The sequence below is a fragment of the Arundinibacter roseus genome (assembly GCF_004348825.1).
In the GTDB taxonomy this organism is placed as follows: Bacteria; Bacteroidota; Bacteroidia; order Cytophagales; family Spirosomataceae; genus Arundinibacter; species Arundinibacter roseus.
The window spans coordinates 220,425-239,853 of the sequence record NZ_SMJU01000008.1 but is presented as its reverse complement, the minus strand read 5'-3'; the positions used below and the strand labels follow the sequence as shown (position 1 = coordinate 239,853).

Below are 19,429 nucleotides of genomic sequence, written 5' to 3'. Positions count from 1 at the left end.
TCACCCTGACATTCAGTAAAAATCACCATGAAAAAAACTATTAGTATCAATATAGGCGGTATCATTTTTCATATTGAGGAAGATGGATACGAAAAGCTTAAAAGTTATTTAGGCTCTATTCAACGCTATTTTTCGTCCTTTGCCGATAGCAAAGAAATCCTGTCTGACATAGAAGGACGTATTGCCGAGCGTTTTCTGGCGCGTCAAAAAGCTGATAACAAGCAGGCTATTTCCCTGGAAGATGTTGAAGAGCTCATCGCAGCTATGGGTACGGTGGCTGACTTTGAAGCCATTGAGCAGGCCGAAGATTTACTGACCGAGCCGCTTCAGGCCGCTACGCCGGGAAGCAGCTCTACCGGGTATCAGCCACCAGTATCTTCATTTGATCCTGCTTCGGAAAAGAAAACAGCTACTCCCAATCCACGGCGGCTCTTCCGCGACATGCAGCGTAAGCTGATTGGTGGTGTGGCTTCGGGGCTTGCGCACTATTTCACCATTGATCCTCTGTGGGTTCGGTTGTTATTCTTGTTTTTTGTCATTGGCCTGCCAGCCAGCAGTGGTATTTTTGATGCCGAGGATGTTTTCGGACCGCTCAGCGGCATAGTGGTTATCCTGTACATTGCCATGTGGGTGGCGTTTCCGGGTTCGGTTACGCTGGAAGAAGACAAAAGCATCAAGAAATTTTTCCGCGATCCCGACCGCAAAGTTGTGGGTGGTGTGGCGGCCGGTGTGGCTTCTTACTTTGGAGTAGATGTAGGCGTGGTGCGGTTTCTGTGGGTACTTTCTATCTTCTTTTTCGGAACCGGTTTTCTGATTTATATCATCTTGTGGATTATTGCGCCAGCGGCAAATACCCTGACCGAAAAAATGGAAATGCAGGGCGAGCCTATTACACTCACCAACATTGAATCAAATATTAAACGGGGTCTTAATCTGGAAGAAACCGCCAGCGGCGAACCTCCTTTAACCCGATTGTTGCTATTTCCTTTTCGTGCCATTGCCATTATAATCAGTGGATTAGGGAAATTGCTTAAAGGGATAGGACCTATTTTACGGGTTATAATCGGTGCGCTGCTGATTGCCTCGGCGGTGGCTTCTCTGCTCGGAATTTTGATTGGTGGAGGAGTAGGGCTAGGTATGCGGAATATGCTTCCTTTTGGAGAAATTCCTCCCCTCTTGCTTTTGCAGGAAGCGCCTTCCACGCTCATCTTGTCTATTGTCCTGTTGGTAACAATTCCCTTTATCGTAATTCTATTACTCGGTCTCACGCTCATCGCCAATCGCCGTGTGGCAAGCGGAACTCTTTGGCTGACGTTGGCGGGCCTTTGGGTGGTAGGCATTATCGGGGCGGCTATTTCTGGTGGTGTGTATCAGCAAAAATTCTCTAAACGAGGCGAAATTCAGCAGGTAGATCTTTTTCCCTGGATCGGAACGCCAATTCTGGATGAATACGACAACGACGAAAGCAATGATTTTGACTGGAATATCCGCATGGTGATTGAAGGATATACCGGCGACAGTATCAAGATTGAGCGTGAAATTACTTCTCGCGGTAGCTCTACACAGGATGCACGCAGCAACGCCATGGATATGACCTACCGGGTTGTTCAGAAAGATTCGGTGATCCGGTTTGATGAAGAACCAACGTTGAATTCTGACGGACGTTTCCGTAATCAGCGGGTAAATATGCGATTGCTGATGCCGTATGATCGACCATTCATTATTTCTCCGGAGTTCTTTTATGGAAAGTTTACCGATTGGCGTACCCGCGATAAATACCGCGAAATGTTTGACGATCAGGAGGGAACTGACTGGCGGCAACTCCGCTGGGCAATCAAAGCTGACTCAGGGCTTGTGTGCCTCAATATGCCCGCCAAATATTTGAAATCACTGGAAGAAAACACGGAAAGTGAAGAAGATGATAGTTACGAAGAAAGCGAGAACAATGAAATTGGAAGCCTGAATCTGGGAGAGCGTGGAGAACATGTAAGGCAATTTTCGGCCAATAATTTTCAACGAATAGAAGTTGGCGGCGCCTATGCCATCGAAATCCGCAAGGGAAATGACTTTTCGGTAGCAGCGGATGGCAAACGAGAAGACGTGGAAAGCCTGGAAGTCTATGTCAAAAATGGAACGCTCCACGTAGAAAAACCCGGAGAATTTAATTTCTTCAAAGATCGCTCCAAGAGAATCGGGTTGGTTATCACGATGCCAACACTTCGTGGAGTTCAGCTATCGGGTGCCACTCAATCCCGCATTTCGGGTTTTGAGAGTTTGGATCGTCTGGATGTAGATCTATCGGGCGCTACAATATCTGAGATTGATGTAAAGACGAACCAACTGGATCTCAGCCTTACGGGCGCGTCGAGTGCGAGGCTGCGAGGCAGCGCGCGTACCGCCGATTTTGCCCTCACCGGTGCTTGTGAATTGAATGCCAAAGCCATGACAATTGACGAAGCCGATGTAGATGCAACAGGCGCGAGTCGGGCGGTTTTGGGGAAAGTGCGGTCGATTCGGAAAATGACGACAGGTGCAAGCCGGATCGATACCGAACAATAAAAAAAAGAGTACGTGCAACTTTTTACAGGGAAGCTGCATCTTTTGCCAAACCAATTGATTTGTCATAAACCTGAAATTACAACTAAAAGACCATGAAAAAACTACTTGCTCTTACCCTGATCTGGCTGTCGGCCACTGCCTTTGCCTGGGCCCAAACCACTACCCGCACGCTCAAAGTATCTGATTTTTCCAAACTTTCCATGGGAAGTGCTTTTCGGGTGGATGTAAAAAAAGGAAGTTCGTACAAAGTAACGGTAGCGGGCAGAAGCGAAGACCTGAACGACCTGGAACACAGCGTAAGTCGGGGAGTTTTTCAATTGGGCTATAAGAATAACGGCTGGAAGAAAAATCGCGAACGCGTGGATGTAACAATCACAATGCCCGCTTTGGATGGTGTCGATTTTTCGGGAGCTTCCATCGTGCGTGTCAATGGCTTTGAAGGCGGCAGGGCCATGGCCATAGAGGTTTCCGGTGCTTCCAAGGTAGAAATGAACTTTTCAGCATCCAAAGTTACCGTAGACTTGTCCGGTGCTTCAAAGCTCATGTTGATTGGCAAAGCGGACATTCTGAATGGCGATCTGTCTGGTGCGTCGCAGTTTAACGGCAAGGACTTTCCGGTAAAAGAAGCTAATCTGGAAGCTTCCGGTGCGAGCAGTGCTTCGGTGGTGGCCAATTCTACCCTGACTGCCGACGCAAGTGGTGCCAGCAAGATTAGCTATGCTGGAAGTGCGCGCGATGTTCGTTCCAGTTCGTCAGGGGCTAGTTCTATCCGACGCGCTAATTAATAAAATCAGGTGTTCCATCCGTGTAACCCGCCTGTATTACTATGGATAGAAACGAAGCTATTGCCAAAGTAAAAGCTTATAAGCAATTACTTGAAAGCCATTTCCACCTCGAACAGGTCTATCTGTTTGGCCCGTATGCCTCCAATACACAGGCTGCCGATAGTGATATTGACGTTGCGGTGGTTGTAAAATGCATCGAAGGCGACTATTTTTCAGTGAGTCCTTTGTTGTGGAAATTAAGAAAACAGATTGACGATCGTATCGAACCTATTCTGATTGAAAGAGAATTTGATGACGCTGTTTTTCTGGGAGAAGTACGAAAATACGGGATCGAAATTCCCTGATATTTCTCACCTGAAAAAACGACAAAAGCCGGAAATATTCCGGCTTTTGTCGTTTTTTGGCAAAATACACCTCATATTTACAGGACACTTCGTTTCAACTGAAAGAAAATCCCGCACAGACATGAAACATTTTTTACCTGTCATTCTGCTCAGTACGTTCGGCTTTTTTGGCCCAAAAACGATCCCTGCACTCGCGCAGGCCCGCATTGAAGGCCTTGGGAGCCATATTCCGGCGCGGGGAGTTATTAGCCTTACAGGCGGCGCCGGAGTCGCCTACTATATGGGCGACCTCATCGACGGCGTCGATTTTGATAATTTAGGTTTGGGGCCATCCATTTCATTAGGAGCCCTGTATCGCATGTCCGAACACCTCAGCCTGCGCTCCGAAGTTCGTTGGTATCAGGTGCAGGCCGACCAGAAGTTTTCCCGCAATTTTGTCAATAACCTTTCTTTCCGAACCCGAAATCCTGACTTTTATATAGGTGGGCAGGCCGATCTTTTTTCATTTTCCAGGCAGGCACCCGTTAATCCTTACTTCATGGCAGGCGTTGGCTTTACGTACCTTTCTCCCAAAGCCAATCTGAACGGCGAATGGATTAGCCTGGCGCCGCTTACAACGGAAGCGGTCAAGTATTCCCGTACACCCCTGCTGGTCATGGCGGGCATTGGCGTGGCGTTTAAACTGACCGACCGGTGGGGATTGGGCGTTGAGCTGTGCAATAATTTTCTGAATTCGGATTATCTCGACGACGTAAGTAGTTTTTACCCTCAACCCGATGCTCTGCCTAATGATCTTGCCCGGCAATTGTCAGACCGCAGCCCTGAAATCGGTGAACCTGCCCGGCAACCCGGCTGGCAGCGGGGCAATCCCGGTGTGAAGGATACTTATATCTTCATGAGCCTGAAAGCTAACTATCTGCTCACTACCCGATTTTTAGCCCAACAACGCAAAAAGACGCGCTGCCCGCGCCTGTAAATTTCTGTTTTACAAAATTCACTCATCAATTTTTCTTTCCATTACATGCCAAAGCCCAAAAAAGCCCACGAGTCCGAAGTTACTATGACCGAGATGGTTTTACCCAACGATACCAACACGCTGAACAACCTAATGGGAGGCCGCCTGTTGCATTGGATGGATATTTGCGCAGCTATTTCTGCCCAACGCCATTCTAACCGGATCGTTGTGACTGCCTCGGTGGACAATGTGTCTTTCAGCGAACCCATTAGACTCGGCAATATCGTAACCATGAAAGCCCGGGTTACCCGCTCGTTCAACTCTTCTATGGAAGTATTTCTGGAAGTGTGGGCTGAGGATATTCCGGCGGGAGAGCGGCTCAGCACCAACCGGGCCTTTTACACCTTTGTTGCCGTTGATCAAAACGGCCGGCCTATTGAAGTACCTGAACTGATACCGGAAACGGATGAAGATAACGAGTTGTTTGCGAGTGCTTTGCGTAGAAGGCAGTTGCGGCTTGTATTGGCCGGCCGCATGAATCCCGGCGATGCAACGGAGCTCAAAGCTTTGTTTGATTTGCCCTGAGTATTATCAGATTCAATCCATGTAAACAGGAGCATCTCTATGAAGGGAGTTAGCTCCTGTTTTTGTTTGTGGCAAGGTTGCTTTATGAAAATTCCTGGAAATGAATCAGTTTTGCTTTTTTGTAAAATACTTTTTCAGGAACCATAATCCTGCAAAAAAACCTACTAAAAAAAGTATAGCCGTAATCATAATCTGATAATTTGGTAGTTTGTCCGGTTGTAACTTAGCTAGGTTAACCGACGAATCATGAGACTATTGACAAGTTGATAAAAAGCGTGGGGCTGCATCGTGCGCCAATGTTCAAGTTGGAGCGTACCGCCAAAGTTAAGGTAATAGTCCAGCCGAAAGCGTTTCCATTGCTGCTCCACATGCTCCCGAAAACTAACAGCAGCAATCCAGCCATCTTCCACATCCTCAAACCATTCGGCATAGTAATCGTCTTCTGCACCATGGAAATCCAGGACATTTTCGCCAATCAAAATGAACTGCCTGATTCCTGCTGCTACAAACTCATCAACCACGTTTCGTTTCAGAAACATGATGTCATTGTGCAGCGTGTCGTTCCATTCGCCAAAAAGCTCGATGACCACAAAGTGTTGCTTATAGTCAGCAAAAAGTACTTTTACATAGAGTGTTTCTGAACCGATTTCGTCCCAAAGCGGATGAATGTAGTAGCCATAAATATCATTTTCGTACTGATTCAGATTTGGTTCACGGCCAAAGAAAGGGGATTTATTGTCGCGATTAGACACATAATGCTTTTCCCAGTTATAGAAAGGTTCAATATCCTGCATGAAGATTTTACTATCGGTTGCTGTTTTGGACGATAACGAAAAAAGCCCCGGCTACATTCCCCTAGGGTGGCCAAAAAAAGAGTCATTCCCAATATTTGAGAATGACTCCTTCGTAGTTTTTTTAAGAATGTTACAATTCACGAATCCAGATATTTCGGAAACTTGTGGGATTGCCGTGGTCTTGTAATTTGATAGGACCACGTCCGTGGGGCTGAATCGTCGGGCGTCCCACGTAGGGCGTTGTGCCCTGAATCTGCGTGTGATTCTGAATCAAAACACCGTTGTGAATAACCGTTATATAGGCCGGAATCAGAATTTGCCCGTCTTTATTAAACCGTGGGGCCGTGTAAACTACATCGTAGGTTTGCCATTCGCCGGGGCCTTTGGTGGCATTCACGAGCGGCATCGTTTGCTTATATATTGAGCCGGCCTGTCCGTTGGAATACGTGCGGTTGTTGTAGCTGTCAAGTACTTGTAGCTCATAGACACCTTGCATAAAAATGCCACTATTGCCCCGGCCTTGCCCATTGCCTTTTACTTCGGATGGGGCACGCCATTCGATGTGCAGCTGAAAATCGCCAAATTCCTGTTTGGTTTGAATGTCGCCCGCACGTGGTGTTACGGTCATAGCGCCATCGGCAACAGTCCATGCCGGGGCGGCGCCATTGGTCGCTTGCCATTTGTCCAGATTTTTTCCGTCAAAGAGTACAATTGCGTCAGAGGGTGCAGTAAAACCTGAGACGGCATTTGACATGCCACCGGGAGTAACAATTCGGGGCACGGGGCTCCATATTTCGCTGGATTCAGGAGTCATTTTGGAAGGCTGTAGCTGCGCTTGTGCTGTAAGAAGGGAGCCAAAAGCAGCAGCGAAAAGAAATACTTTTTTCATAGGTACTAATTATTTTGAATAAAAAAATGCGGGTAGAGGACTAATTTTGACTGCAAAAGTCAGCAACTTTGACATTCTAACCAACTTGGGTATCGAATTCCGGATTCTTCCTTGTAATTTTCGTTTTTAAATTTTTTTCATAAATATCTAAGCTAAAATAGTGTATGCTTAAACGTAAAGTTTTTTTGTTAAAAGGGTTGATTTTTGGTGCGGGCCTGATGGCAAGTCAGGCACTTTATGCCCAAAAGCTGCCTTTAAACGATCTTTCGGCATTTACCGTCAAGTCCGACAACTGGCGCATTGTTGGAGATGCCACGGTGGATATTTCAAAAGCGAATACCCTGACAACCGCTCCCGGCAAAGGAGTATTGGCTTGCATTCATAAGCAGGGGACCTACGGAAATCAGTACGAACTGATCTCTAACTTCACACATGGCGACCTCGACATTGAGATGGATTTTATGCTGGCCAAAGGATCCAACTCCGGGATTTATCTACAAGGAAACTATGAGATACAACTTTTTGATAGCTGGGGTAAAAAATCAGCCAAATACAACGACTGCGGAGGGATTTATGAGCGCTGGGATGACTCCAAACCCGAAGGCCAAAAAGGCTATGAAGGCTATGCGCCCCGCCTGAATGTAGCCAAAGCGCCGGGCTTGTGGCAGCACATAAAAATCTCGTATCAGGCGCCGCGCTTCGATGCCGCCGGAAAGAAAATTTCTAATGCTGTTTTTCTGAATGTAGAGCTAAACGGCATTACGATTCACGAAAATGTGGAGGTAAGCGGACCTACGCGTGGCGCGCTGTCGGCAGATGTGCCCATGGGCCCGCTTCGTATTCAGGGTGATCACGGCTCGCTGGCAATCCGGAATATGGTTGTGAATAATTTTGATAAAAAACCCGGTACACTCACCAACCTGACTTACAAAACCTACTACGGAAATTATTCGCAGGATCTTGACCCGGCTACGCTAACCGTAGCCGAAACCGGAAAAAGCGAAGCCCTCACCTGGGATGTACTCAAAGAAAATAATAACTATGTGCTGGTTTATACCGGAACGTACAATGCCCCAACGGCAGGTGACTACACGTTCAAAATTCAGGCATCGGGCAATAGCTACCTCAAAATTGACGGTAAAGAAATTCTGCCCAACGAATGGAAAACGGCCAATGATTTTCGGATTGGGAAAACATCGCTAACGGCGGGCGATCATTCTGTTTCTATTTATTTGAATAAGCGTGACGGCTGGCTCAAACCTGTTTTGGGTATGTGGGTAGCCGGGCCGGGCTTCCGGGAGGTTGCCTACCATAGCCTGGGTTCTACACTGGGTGGCAGCCCCGCTGACCCGATTCTGGTTCATGCCGCTACCAACACCGTGCTGCGTAGTTTTATGGATGTTCGCCCTGCGGACGGAAAACGTCAGCGGATTGTGCACAACGTAAACGTGGGCAGTCCTGCCAATCTGCACTACTCCTATGACCTCGACAAAGGTTCGGTGTTTCAGGTGTGGCGCGGGGAGTTTCTGGACGCCTCGCCGATGTGGAACGACCGGGGCGATGGTTCTTCGCGGCCACGTGGCAGTGTGACGCTGCTGAACGATGCGCTTCTACTGGGAAAAGCTACGGGCCAATCGGCCTGGAATACCGATACGACGGGGAGCGGCTTCCGTCCCAAAGGGTATTCGTTAGATGAAAATGACCTGCCAACGTTTCACTATGAAGCTTTTGGAACTTCCGTTTCGGACCAGGTAAAAATTGTGGATGGCGCACATTTTGACCGTACTGTAAAACTGTCTAAGCCTGTGAAAGGATTGATGGCTCGTCTGGGCGAAGGAAAGTCTATTGAAAAAGTTTCGGACGGTCTGTATGCGTTTGATGATAAATCATACTACATACAGGTTCCCGCTACTGCGGCTGCACCGGTGATTCGGGAAGTAAACGGAAAGAAAGAATTGCTGGTACCTTTTGAAAAAGAGCAGCTAAACTACGCTATTCTTTTCTAAACCGCATAATAAGAACCTTTTCACTGAACATTCAGTAAATCATCCATTCAAGCCCGTCGTTGGTTCGGGACAAAAATTTTTAACTAAAAGAAATGAAGAAAATTATTCAAATCACCTGTTTGATTCTGGCGGCTTTTACGGTTTTGAAAGCGCAGGAATCGCCTAAGGAAGAGGATTTTTACAAAATTCTTACTCCGCCAATTCCCGAAGGAATTATCCTGGAAGTGGGCGGCCTTACCACCTTACCTAACGGTTCGCTCGGTATGTCCACGCGCCGGGGTGAAGTGTGGATCATGGAAAATCCAACGAGCCGCACGCCTTATTTCCGGAAATTTGCGAGCGGTTTGCACGAAATTCTGGGCCTTGCCTGGAAAGACGGCGCCCTCTATTGTGCGCAACGCGGCGAGCTGACCAAGCTGATTGATAAAGATGGCGACGGCAAGGCCGACGTCTACGAAACGGTGTATGCATGGCCGGTTTCGGGACATTACCATGAGTATTCGTTTGGGCCAAAAATTGCGCCCGACGGCAGCTTTTTTGTCAGTGGAAACGTAGCCTTTGGTGATGAAGAATGGTGGCGGGGCGAAAGCCGCGTACCAAGCCGTGGCTGGATATTCAGGATTACACCCGATGGAAAATACGAACCCTATGCAACGGGCGTGCGCTCTCCGGCAGGAATCAGTATGCTGGATGGCGAGCTTTTTTATACCGACAATCAGGGCGATTGGATGGGTACAGGTGGTATTTTTCATGTAAAAAAAGGGAGCTTCATGGGCCACCCGGCAGGTTTGAAATGGGCCAAAGAAAATGGCTCACCAGTAACGCTGACTGAGGAGCAGTTTTTTAGTGAAATTGACAACCGTAAAGTGAAAGATGCCAACGGGCGGTACATCAAACCCGAAAATATTGCCGATGAGGCAAATCCCCGGATGCTGTATCAGTTGAAGGAAAAATACCCTTCCGTGCAACTTCCAGCGGTGTGGTTGCCCTATGGTGTACACGGCGTGTCGACGGCAGAAATTATCAAAGATGACACGCAGGGCGGTTTTGGGCCCTTTGCCGGACAATTTTTTGTGGGCGATCAGGGACAAAGCAAAATCATGCGGGTGTTTCTTGAAAAAGTAAACGGCGAATATCAGGGTGCGTCTTTTGATTTCAGAAGTGGGTTTCAGTCGGGTGTGCTGCGGATGTCGTACGCCAAAGATGGCTCCATGTTTATCGGCGAAACCAACCGTGGCTGGGGCTCGGCGGGAGACGCCAATCAGGGATTGCAGCGCCTGGTGTGGAATGGCAAAATGCCCTTTGAAATGTACACCGTGAAAGCAATGCCCGATGGCTTTGAAGTGAATTTTACTCTGCCCGTTGACCGCAAGTCTGCCGAAAACCCGGCGTCTTATTCGCTGACGAGCTACATTTACAAGCATCATGCGGTGTATGGCAGCCCACCGATCAATCAGAAAGAAGTGGCGATCAAGGGAATTAAAATTTCGGAAGATGGAAAAACCATTCGTATCGTAACCGACGGCCTGCGTCAGTACTATGTGCATCACCTCAATCTGGACGGAATCCGGGCGGCAGGTACGTACTACTCACTGGTGCATCCTTCTGCCTACTATACGTTGAACAATATTCCGACGGGAGAAAAATTAAAAGTGTCCGAACTGAAAACATTCAGTGCCGGAACAACCAAAGCCGCCGCTGCCGCCAAAGCCGCTGAGCACGTGTCGCCCGATGCAAAAAATAAAGCCACAGCAGCTACCGGCGGCAAAGTGCCAACGTATGCAGAAGTGAAGCCACTTTTGGAAAAGAATACCTGTTTGGCCTGTCATGCGGTTGATAAGCGTGTGGTTGGCCCGGCTTACGTTGATGTAGCCAAGCGGAAATATTCAAATGAGAAAATTGTAGATTTGATTTATAATCCCAAGCCCGAAAACTGGCCGGATTATGCCACCCCCATGGCTGCAATGCCTCAGGTGCCAAAGGCTGATGCCATGAAGATTGCTGCCTGGATTAATTCGTTAAATAAATAACATTCCAGATATTCTTAGTTTAGCCCAATAAGGTTTCAAAAGAAATCTTATTGGGCTTTTTTTGTGAATTAGCAGTGGTATTTTTCGCCACAAAAAAGGCCCACAAAGTTTCAAAAACTTTATGGGCCCACTTCATAAAAAATAGCATCTACACCTTCAGGCGTTTCTTCAAATAGCTCAGCGCCATGCCGTAGGCTTCTTTGGCACCGGCTTCGTCGAATTTTGGGTTACTCGGATTGGCAAAACCATGTACACCGGGAAAAATCTTGTAGGTCAGGGTTTTACCGGCTTTCTTCATGTTGGCATCAAACTGCGCGATTACCTCTTTTGAAATCCGCTGCTCGGTAGCAAAAAGCCCCAATACATCGCTGTTGAGCGTTTGTAGCCATTCGGTATCCTGCGTAGGCATGCCGTAGTACATCACCGAACCCACGTTATTTTTGCCGCCAAGCAAAGCTGAGCGCAGCGACCACCCGCCACCAAAACACCAGCCAACGCTTGCTACCTGCGCTTTGGTGCCGGCATAGGCATAGCCACCCTGTACGATACTCGTCAGGCGGGTTTCGCTCGTACCAGACATTAATTTGCCGGCTTCCTGCGGATTATCTGTCGATTGGCCATCGTACATATCCAATGCAAGTACGTTTACATCTTCGCCCAGATCTTTGTAAAATGTATCCGATTGTCGCCGAATGTAGTCATTGAGTCCCCACCATTCCTGATACACAAAAAGCCATTTGTCGCTTTTCTTTTTGGCCTTGATAAAATAGCCGGAAGCGTCTTTTCCGTCGGGAGCAGTAAAGGTTATCTTTTTGCCAATGCCCTCATAGTCAAGCGGTAGTGGGGTGAGGTGAAGCGCCTGAAAAGCCGGATCGAGCGCAAATTGCTTCATGCCATCGGTTTCAGGTAGAATGGTATGACAAATCGGAATTGGTGCCGAATCGGCATCGGGCTGCCCGGGCATGAAAATGATCCCAAAAGTGCTGATCAGAAACAGCGGAATGAGCGCAAGAATTTTTGTCATAAGGTCGGTTGTGATTTAAATGATTTACCAGTGCTTTCCAAACTACTTATTTAGAAACTTTTTGTTTAAAACACCACATTTGCCTTCCCGGAAAAAACTCAAGAAGTAGGCTTGCGGGGCTTCATTTTAAGACTATCGGCGGGATAGTTAGCCTTCAAAGTGTCCATTTGCGCGCGTGCCCACTGAATAATGGCCTGCCGCTGCTCGTAGGTGATTTTTGCCTCTGGATGTAACCCAAAATTGGTGTACGATTTCAGCGGCATTTCTCCCGCTTCTACCATTTCGAGGGTTTCTTCCAGCTTATGGTTCTGAACGGCAATCGGAAGTTTGGTAAAGGTCGAAAAGTTAAGATGCCGCTTTCCGTCCTGCACATGATCGTCCAGAAACCACGCCACGGGCTGAATCTCAGCGTACCACGGGTAGCGGGTTTTGTTGCTGTGGCAGTCGTTACAGGCCACTTCGAGGGTGTTTGCCACATCGTCCGGAATAGCGTAGGCCGTCGAAATATCATAGGTGCGGTCATCCGAAACGTTCTTTTCAGGCCGAATAAACTGGATCATCACCAAAATGGCGAGCAGGCCAAGAGCTATTTTCTTAATCATAACAAAGAAGAAGGTTAAGTGAGAGTTAGGTAGAAATGTAGGTAAAAGCCGCCACCAAAAAAAATCTATGCTTTTGGGAAAGGAAAACAACTCCTTTTTCCAAAAGCATAGAGATTCAATTTACCTGAAAGCAGGCTGTTACTTATCCCACCAAAGCTCATCCGAAAGTGCTCCCACGTCGGGTACATTTTGCCCGTTTTCGGCCAATTCGGCACTTGGATATGCTACCCTGCGGATAAACGTTGGCAATGCTGCATTTACTGGCAACGTGAAATCTTTGTACTGATAGTCAAACCGGCGGGCGTCGTTCCAGGCTTCGGGATTAAGGTAAGTTACTACGTATTTTTCCTTAAAAATCAGCGCCAAAGATAGCGCTCCGGCGCCAGGCGTAACGGTCGGATTGGCGAGGTACCCGTCAATAGCCGCAGCTGCTACCTGCAACTTTTCCATGTGCGCGCGAATTCCTTCCTGATAGGCGGCATAGGCACGGGCGCGATCTCCGGCCCGGAAGGCCGCTTCTGCTTCGACCATCTTCATTTCGGCGTAGGTCACGATCAACAGCGGGGAGTCGTCGCCGGTTAATGGTGAGTTCAAAGAAATATAGCTTTCATCTTTCACCGTATTATTTCCTCCTACATTGCCTTGTCCATTCACGGTTCCTTTATAGACATCATTGATTGTTTTGTCCGTAATTTTTTCAATTCTTGGATCAAACACCCCGTAGGTAGTCCCGTTCAGATGATCGACGAGTTGCTCCGAAAGCCATCCATTCAGCACCAAAGCAGCATTGTTTCGGGCAACCTGTGCCCATGGATTGCGTAATAAGAAAGTGCTCATCTGCGCGTCGTCGGCCTTGGATGTATAGGATTTTTCCACGGCAGCCAGAACCGCCTGCGGGTTGTAGGCACTTTGGCCGGAGATTTTGTTAAGCATCCGGGCTTTGAGGGCGTAGGCCGTTTTGATCCATTTGGCAATGTTTCCCTGATGAATAAGGTCGTCGGCAGCACTTAGCCGAATATTTGAATCCGTGCGCGACAGCTCGGTTATTGCGTTATCAAGCAATCCCATAGCCGTGGTGTACATTTCTTCTTCCGAATCGTAGGGCGGAATCAGCGGGTCTCCCGTGAAAGCAGCACTGAACGGCCCGCTGCCAAAACTATCAGCGATGAGATTGAGATGATAAGCCAGCAACACATTGGCTACGCCTGCGTACTCAGCGGCATTTTGCTCGTCGGCTAGCCGTTTCATATCGGTCAGGTCGGCCATTGCGTAGTAAATAGCGTCCCAGGTGCCTGTATAGTCGGTTTCCTGATACGTATCGGTAGATCCACCCGAGCCCGGACTTGCCAGATATTGCACAAAGTAAGAGGTGATATTAGCCATACTTTGCGAGTTTAGTGCCGTCTTTTGAGTAGTTGTAGACAGCAGCGAATTGAGCGGCGGGTTAGAAATCAGGTTTGGATTTTCGTTTAAATCAAAGTAATTCTCGCAGCCGCTGAGCCCAGCTGTGAGGAGCAACGCGAGCGTAAGCAGTATATATTGACTATATTTTTTCATAAGATCAATTTTTTTCAAAAATGAATTTTTAGAATCCTACATTTAGCGTAAACAAAAAGCTACGCACTGCGGGATAGGTAAAACCGCTGAAACCGTCTACGTTGCTGCCACTGGAATTGGAACTTGTTTCGGGGTCGTAGCCTGTGTACTTAGTGCCAAGCCAAAGATTGTTTCCGGTTACGCTCAGCTGAATACTACGAAACAGACTCTTTTCCAATAAACTTCCGGGCAAATTGTACGCAAGCCGCAGCGACCGCAGCCGTACCCACGATGCATCTTCAATGAAGTTTTCGGACAGCGTTCGGTGTACGTTTCGGTAGTAGCCGTTGCCATAATTAACGCCATCGGGCCCAACGCCCTGTCCCAAAAAGACAGGTTTTGTATTGGGTGTGCCATCGGCCAAAACCCCATCAAATACGATAGTTTCGTCGCGATTTTCGGTATACTTTGCAATACCAAAGGCCGAGAAGAAATTGCCCAACTGATTGTAACGCTCCTGTCCTACGCGGGCGTCAAACAAGGCTGAAAGCGTGAAGTCGCGGTAGCGGAAATTGTTGTTGAGGCCGCCAATCCAGTCGGGCAGCGAGTTGCCAAGAAGTTTTTGGGTAGTATTACGCACCGGAAATCCATTGGCACCAATGACGATTGGCCGGCTTCGGTCCAAAAGCAGCGGATCTTCTTCGGCGCTGTTTTCGTAGTAGCGCTGCATGCTCGTCCCGTATAGATTTCCGTAGGCTTGCCCAGCCAGGAGTTTCATGGTCGTGGTAGCACCCGAATAGCCAAATTGCGACGCATAAGTTATTTCAGTAAGCCCCTCGCGAATGCTCAGAATTTTGTTACGATTGGCGGAGAAATTTAAGTTTACATCCCACGAAAAGTTCGTTTTCTGGATCGGTCGACCGCGCAGGACAAGTTCCACTCCCTGATTTCGCATGGTGCCTGAGTTAATTGCTGCGCGAACATAACCTGTTGATGAAGAAACATTTACATTGATTATCTGATCTTTACTCAACGAATGATAGTACGTCAAATCAACGCCCAGTCGATTTCCGAAAAAGCCCAGTTCAAGTCCGGTTTCGAGAGTTTCAGTAAATTCCGGCCGTAGGTTAGGATCGCCTAGCAGGGCGCCGCGGGTAAAGCCCGTCAGGCCGGTGGGGAGGTTGGTATATGACGCAAAGCCCGTGGTTGTAGAGTAGGGGAGCGCATCTTTTCCGATTTTGGCATACGAAGCCCGCACTTTCCCAAGACTTAGGTAAGTAGGTAAATCAAAGTGCTGTGAGAAGACATACCCAACGCTCGCGGAAGGATAAAAGAAAGAATTATTGGGCTGCCGAAGCGATGAGGTAATGTCATTTCGTCCTGTAAAAGTGAGGTATAAGAAATCTTTGTAATCAAAAGTTAATTCACCAAAAACCCCCATCAACCGGTAATCTTCTGCCCCTTGTGCGGGTGTGATAGTCTTGGCGTTTCGGAGATCAAAATAATTGTAAACCGTTAGTTCGTTGCCTTCTGCTCCAAAGCTGCGAATGCGGCGTTCGTACAAATCATGTCCTAAACGCAGCGTTCCTTTTAGGTTTTCGCCCAGCTGTGTGGTGCCGCTTGCGGTAAAAGTTGACGTCAGCGACCGGAAGGAGGTATTGTACTGATACACAAAACCCATACCGTTGTCTTCGTACACATATTCATCCGCAAATCCTCTTGGACCGGGTGCAGTACGAGTCCGGTTTTCTGAGTAAGTGTCGATACCGACCCGGTAGTTGAATGATAGCCAATTGAGGGGAGAGTAATTAAAATTGAGCCCGCCAATGAGTCGGTTTACGTTGTCTTCCAGCTTGTTAGTCAGTGCGCCATAGAGCGGATTATTGTTGCCATAGGTGTTCATCGTACCGTCGGGTTTGATATAATCGCGCACATCGTAGCGAGGCGACCAATAGCTGAGGCTTTCACTGAACCGATCGGCATTGTAGCGCTCACCACCCGAATTTACAAAATTAAGATTGGCACTTGTGGAGAATTTTTCGGTGAACTTTACCTGCGTATTTAGCCGTATGGAGTATTTGTCGAAGCTCGTAAACGGAATAACCCCTTCGTGGTGGAGATGTGAAAGCGACGAAAGGAACGTTACTTTATCGGTTCCGCCGGAGAACGAAAGATTATTCTGAAACTGCTTTCCGGTTTGGTAGGCATCCTTAAAATGGTTGTATAGTTTTTCAGGATGCGTGGGATCAATCTGCCGGGCTTCGGCGATAGTTGGTCCCCAGGAAGGGAAAAAATCCTGTGGATTATATACCCCGCTATAACCGATTGTGTACTTATCTTGTACTTCCGGAAATTTATTAACGTTTTCTGTGCCAAAAGTGCTGCTGAAATTGGCCCGAAGCGAACCGGATTTTCCCGATTTTGTCGTAATAACTACTACACCATTGGCTCCCCGCAGACCGTAAAGTGCCGTTGCGGCACCACCTTTAAGTATATTTATGGTTTCAATATCGTCAGGATTTATATCTGCGGCACGGTTGGACATGCCCCGAAGTTCGGCACTTTGGCCAAAGGTCGAGGTGCTGTTGTCGAGCAGGATTCCATCAATTACAAACAGCGGCTGATTGTCGCGGTTGACGTCGATTGAGTTAATCCCCCGAATCAAAATCCGGGCACCTTGTCCCGGTGCGCCGCCCGTACTTGTGATCGTTACGCCGGCGACTTTCCCTTGCAGGGCATTTACAAGGTTGGGCTGCCGGTTTTGGACAAGTTCCTCGCTGTCTACCTGTTGCGATGCGTAGCCGAGCGCTTTCTTTTCCCGGCTGATACCCAATGCCGTAACTACCACTTCATTCAGGATTTTGGCATCTTCGGCCAGCGAAATCGTGAACGACGTGCGGGTCCCGACGGGCTCTTCTTTGGATATAAATCCAATGGAACTGAAAACCAAAATAGCGTTGGAATTAGGTACCATTAGCCGGAAATTTCCATTTTCATCGGTCAGTGTTCCCTGCGATGTGCCTTTGATTCCTACACTAACACCGGGCAGCGTAGAGCCGTCTTTTTCGGTGGTGACCTTGCCCGTTACGTTGATCTGCCCTTGCTGCGCCAGGGCAATTGGCCCCAACAGCAGAAGCAGGCAACTCATGCAAAACTGTACAATTTTCTTCATGTGCTTGTTTAGTTTGGATGAATTTTAAATAAAAAAATGGTTTCAAATATAGTGAAATGTATTGTTTAAGTTAAAAAAGGTTTCAAAAATTAGCAAAAAGTCCATCATTTGTATCGGCAAATCGAGTATTTCCCCAAATATTATACGGAGAATGGAAATTGTATTACTAAAAAAGTCTGCCAATCCAGACGGAATCAGCAGACTTTCGTGCATGTGTTATTTTCTCAAAACATCGAGGATTCTACAAATACCCCTGCGCCTGCAAATGAAATAGTTCGGCGTATTTCCCATTTAGTAGTAGTAGTTCTTCGTGAGAACCGAATTCGAGCAATGTGCCATTTTCCAGAAATAAAATCCGGTCAGCCATGCGGACGGTCGAAAAACGGTGGGAAATAAGTACCGCCATTTTGCCTTTTATTAAGGTACTAAACCGCTGAAAAACCTCATGTTCGGCACGGGCGTCAAGAGCTGAGGTGGGTTCGTCGAGTACCACAAGTTGTGCGTTGCGCATGTAGGCACGGGCGAGCGCCACTTTTTGCCATTGCCCGCCCGATAGCTCCTGTCCATCTTTGAATCGTTTGCCCAAAACCTGCTGAAAACCAGCGGGTAGCTGAGCGACAACATCGCTTGCAAGGCTCTTTTGGGCTGAATCGGCAATGAGTTCTTCGTCGAGCCGATGATCAATATCGCCGACGGCGATGTTTTCGGCCACGGTCATTTCGTAGCGAATAAAATCCTGGAAAATAATTCCAATGTTAGCCCTAAGATCAGCCAGACTATAAGCATCCAGGGGAAGGCCATCGAGCAGAATTTGGCCTTCGGTAGGAAGGTAGAGCCGGGCCAGTAACTTGACGAGTGTTGTTTTTCCAGCCCCGTTTTCGCCCACAAGTGCCAGTTTTTCATTTGGATTTAGCGTAAAACTCAGGTTTCGTATTGCCCAGCGCTCGCTATCCGGATATTTGAAACTGACATTCTCAAACCGAAATCCTTTTTCAATCGGATCCGGTATTTTCAGACCAGCCGCATTGGCCGTAATCGTTGGCTCTATGGCGAAGAAATCAAATAAATCCTGTAAGTAAAGCGCACTTTCGGCAATACTCGAAAACCGGCTCATGATACCCTGCAACATGCCGTGCATGCGTTGAAAAGAACCCGATAAAAACGTCATAGTTCCGACCGTCAGGAGCCCGCTGATGGTTTGAAAAAGCACAAATACGTAGGCACCGTAGTACGCAAACGTTCCGAGTGCAGCGAGCAAATAGCCCCAAAAAGCCCGGCTAATGGCTATTTTTCGATTTTCGAGATAGTATTTATCCGAAAGCATTTTGAATCGTTCGGTCAGGTATTTTTCCAAACCAAACACCTTGATTTCTTTGGCAGTTTCGGCGCTAGCACCGATGTAGCGCAGGTAGTCCAGCTCGCGTCGCTCGGGTGTCCAGCTGCGGGTAAGGGAGTAGCTGCGTTCGTTGAAATGGGTTTCGCCCAAAAAAGAAGGAATGACAGCTACCACCAGTATGAGGATTAACCACGGACTGAATGCAATTAATCCGGCGCCAAGCAGTAGCAGGGAAAGGATATCCTGCATCTGCGACAACACCTGCGAGAGCAACACCGTGCGGCTCGTGGTTTGACGGCGGGCACGTTCGAGTTTATCGTAAAATACGGGATTTTCAAACTGATACAGGTCGAGCCGGGCGGCGTGATGCACCAGGTCTACGGATGTTTTATTGGCGACAAGATCGCCCAACAAGCTGTCGCAAAGGCCAATCAGGCGGTTTAGTATATCTGAGAAAACCGTCAGGCCGAGTTCGGCAGCTACCATCATCCACAGATACCGCTGTGAGCCGCCTGCATCCAGCAGGCGAATAATTTCGTCAATAATTTCCTTGCCGATGTACAGCATGGCCAACGGAATTCCCGATTTCAGCAGTCGAAACAGGATGTTTCCCAATGTCAGCGATTTGTTGGTATTCCAGACTAATCGGAAAAAGGGCGGTAAATTTTGCAGGGCCGAAAAACGCTTTCGCAATGACTGCGTAGTAGAGTCTTTTTTAGGGGGTAAATTGGGACGCAAATAGGTGATGATTAGTACTATTAAATTAAATCAATTGTAGGGTGGAAAAGTTCGGGATGGGGGTTCTATCCCAG

14 protein-coding genes are annotated in these 19,429 nt (G+C 47.8%); 7 read left to right on the top strand and 7 right to left on the bottom strand.

Annotated features, from left to right (window positions below):
* The first annotated feature begins 27 nt into the window (after window positions 1–27).
* The 5 genes from EZE20_RS14435 (at window position 28) to EZE20_RS14415 (ending at window position 5,228) form a co-directional block, all read left to right on the top strand.
* Complete coding sequence (locus tag EZE20_RS14435) at window positions 28–2,559, top strand: PspC domain-containing protein (protein ID WP_132118845.1); 2,532 nt, start codon at window positions 28–30, stop codon at window positions 2,557–2,559.
* Between the two features lie 92 nt (window positions 2,560–2,651).
* Window positions 2,652–3,344: a head GIN domain-containing protein gene (locus EZE20_RS14430; protein ID WP_132118843.1), complete on the top strand. Its 693-nt coding sequence runs from the start codon at window positions 2,652–2,654 to the stop codon at window positions 3,342–3,344.
* A gap of 41 nt (window positions 3,345–3,385) precedes the next feature.
* Window positions 3,386–3,688 carry a nucleotidyltransferase domain-containing protein gene (locus tag EZE20_RS14425; RefSeq protein WP_132118841.1) on the top strand — a complete coding sequence of 101 codons (303 nt, stop codon included), beginning with the start codon at window positions 3,386–3,388 and terminating at the stop codon, window positions 3,686–3,688.
* Between the two features lie 121 nt (window positions 3,689–3,809).
* Window positions 3,810–4,664, top strand: a complete 855-nt coding sequence (locus EZE20_RS14420; RefSeq protein ID WP_132118839.1) for an outer membrane beta-barrel protein — start codon at window positions 3,810–3,812, stop codon at window positions 4,662–4,664.
* A 45-nt stretch (window positions 4,665–4,709) separates the two neighbouring features.
* On the top strand, window positions 4,710–5,228 hold the full coding sequence (locus EZE20_RS14415) for an acyl-CoA thioesterase (RefSeq protein WP_132118837.1): 519 nt from the start codon (window positions 4,710–4,712) through the stop codon (window positions 5,226–5,228).
* 227 nt (window positions 5,229–5,455) lie between these two features.
* Here the strand turns inward: EZE20_RS14415 and EZE20_RS14410 are convergent, their stop codons facing one another.
* Entirely contained in the window at window positions 5,456–6,022 is a 567-nt protein-coding gene (locus EZE20_RS14410; protein ID WP_132118835.1) for a hypothetical protein, read from the bottom strand.
* Window positions 6,023–6,152: 130 nt separating this feature from the next.
* Window positions 6,153–6,911 carry a 3-keto-disaccharide hydrolase gene (locus EZE20_RS14405; protein WP_132118833.1) on the bottom strand — a complete coding sequence of 253 codons (759 nt, stop codon included), beginning with the start codon at window positions 6,909–6,911 and terminating at the stop codon, window positions 6,153–6,155.
* Between the two features lie 164 nt (window positions 6,912–7,075).
* Between EZE20_RS14405 and EZE20_RS14400 the strand changes: the two genes are divergently transcribed.
* Both EZE20_RS14400 and EZE20_RS14395 read left to right on the top strand, forming a co-directional pair.
* Complete coding sequence (locus EZE20_RS14400) at window positions 7,076–8,917, top strand: family 16 glycoside hydrolase (RefSeq protein ID WP_228713759.1); 1,842 nt, start codon at window positions 7,076–7,078, stop codon at window positions 8,915–8,917.
* A gap of 92 nt (window positions 8,918–9,009) precedes the next feature.
* Complete coding sequence (locus EZE20_RS14395; protein ID WP_132118831.1) at window positions 9,010–10,947, top strand: c-type cytochrome; 1,938 nt, start codon at window positions 9,010–9,012, stop codon at window positions 10,945–10,947.
* A 148-nt stretch (window positions 10,948–11,095) separates the two neighbouring features.
* Here the strand turns inward: EZE20_RS14395 and EZE20_RS14390 are convergent, their stop codons facing one another.
* The 5 genes from EZE20_RS14390 to EZE20_RS14370 form a co-directional block, all read right to left on the bottom strand.
* Window positions 11,096–11,971: a dienelactone hydrolase family protein gene (locus EZE20_RS14390; protein ID WP_132118829.1), complete on the bottom strand. Its 876-nt coding sequence runs from the start codon at window positions 11,969–11,971 to the stop codon at window positions 11,096–11,098.
* Between the two features lie 98 nt (window positions 11,972–12,069).
* Window positions 12,070–12,573 carry a heme-binding domain-containing protein gene (locus EZE20_RS14385; RefSeq protein ID WP_132118827.1) on the bottom strand — a complete coding sequence of 168 codons (504 nt, stop codon included), beginning with the start codon at window positions 12,571–12,573 and terminating at the stop codon, window positions 12,070–12,072.
* 138 nt (window positions 12,574–12,711) lie between these two features.
* Window positions 12,712–14,130, bottom strand: a complete 1,419-nt coding sequence (locus EZE20_RS14380; RefSeq protein WP_132118825.1) for a SusD/RagB family nutrient-binding outer membrane lipoprotein — start codon at window positions 14,128–14,130, stop codon at window positions 12,712–12,714.
* 28 nt (window positions 14,131–14,158) lie between these two features.
* Window positions 14,159–17,281: a SusC/RagA family TonB-linked outer membrane protein gene (locus EZE20_RS14375; RefSeq protein ID WP_132118823.1), complete on the bottom strand. Its 3,123-nt coding sequence runs from the start codon at window positions 17,279–17,281 to the stop codon at window positions 14,159–14,161.
* A gap of 241 nt (window positions 17,282–17,522) precedes the next feature.
* The gene (locus EZE20_RS14370) at window positions 17,523–19,355 is read right to left on the bottom strand and encodes an ABC transporter ATP-binding protein (RefSeq protein ID WP_132118821.1); all 1,833 of its coding nucleotides are present in this window, start codon (window positions 19,353–19,355) and stop codon (window positions 17,523–17,525) included.
* Window positions 19,356–19,429: the final 74 nt, after the last annotated feature.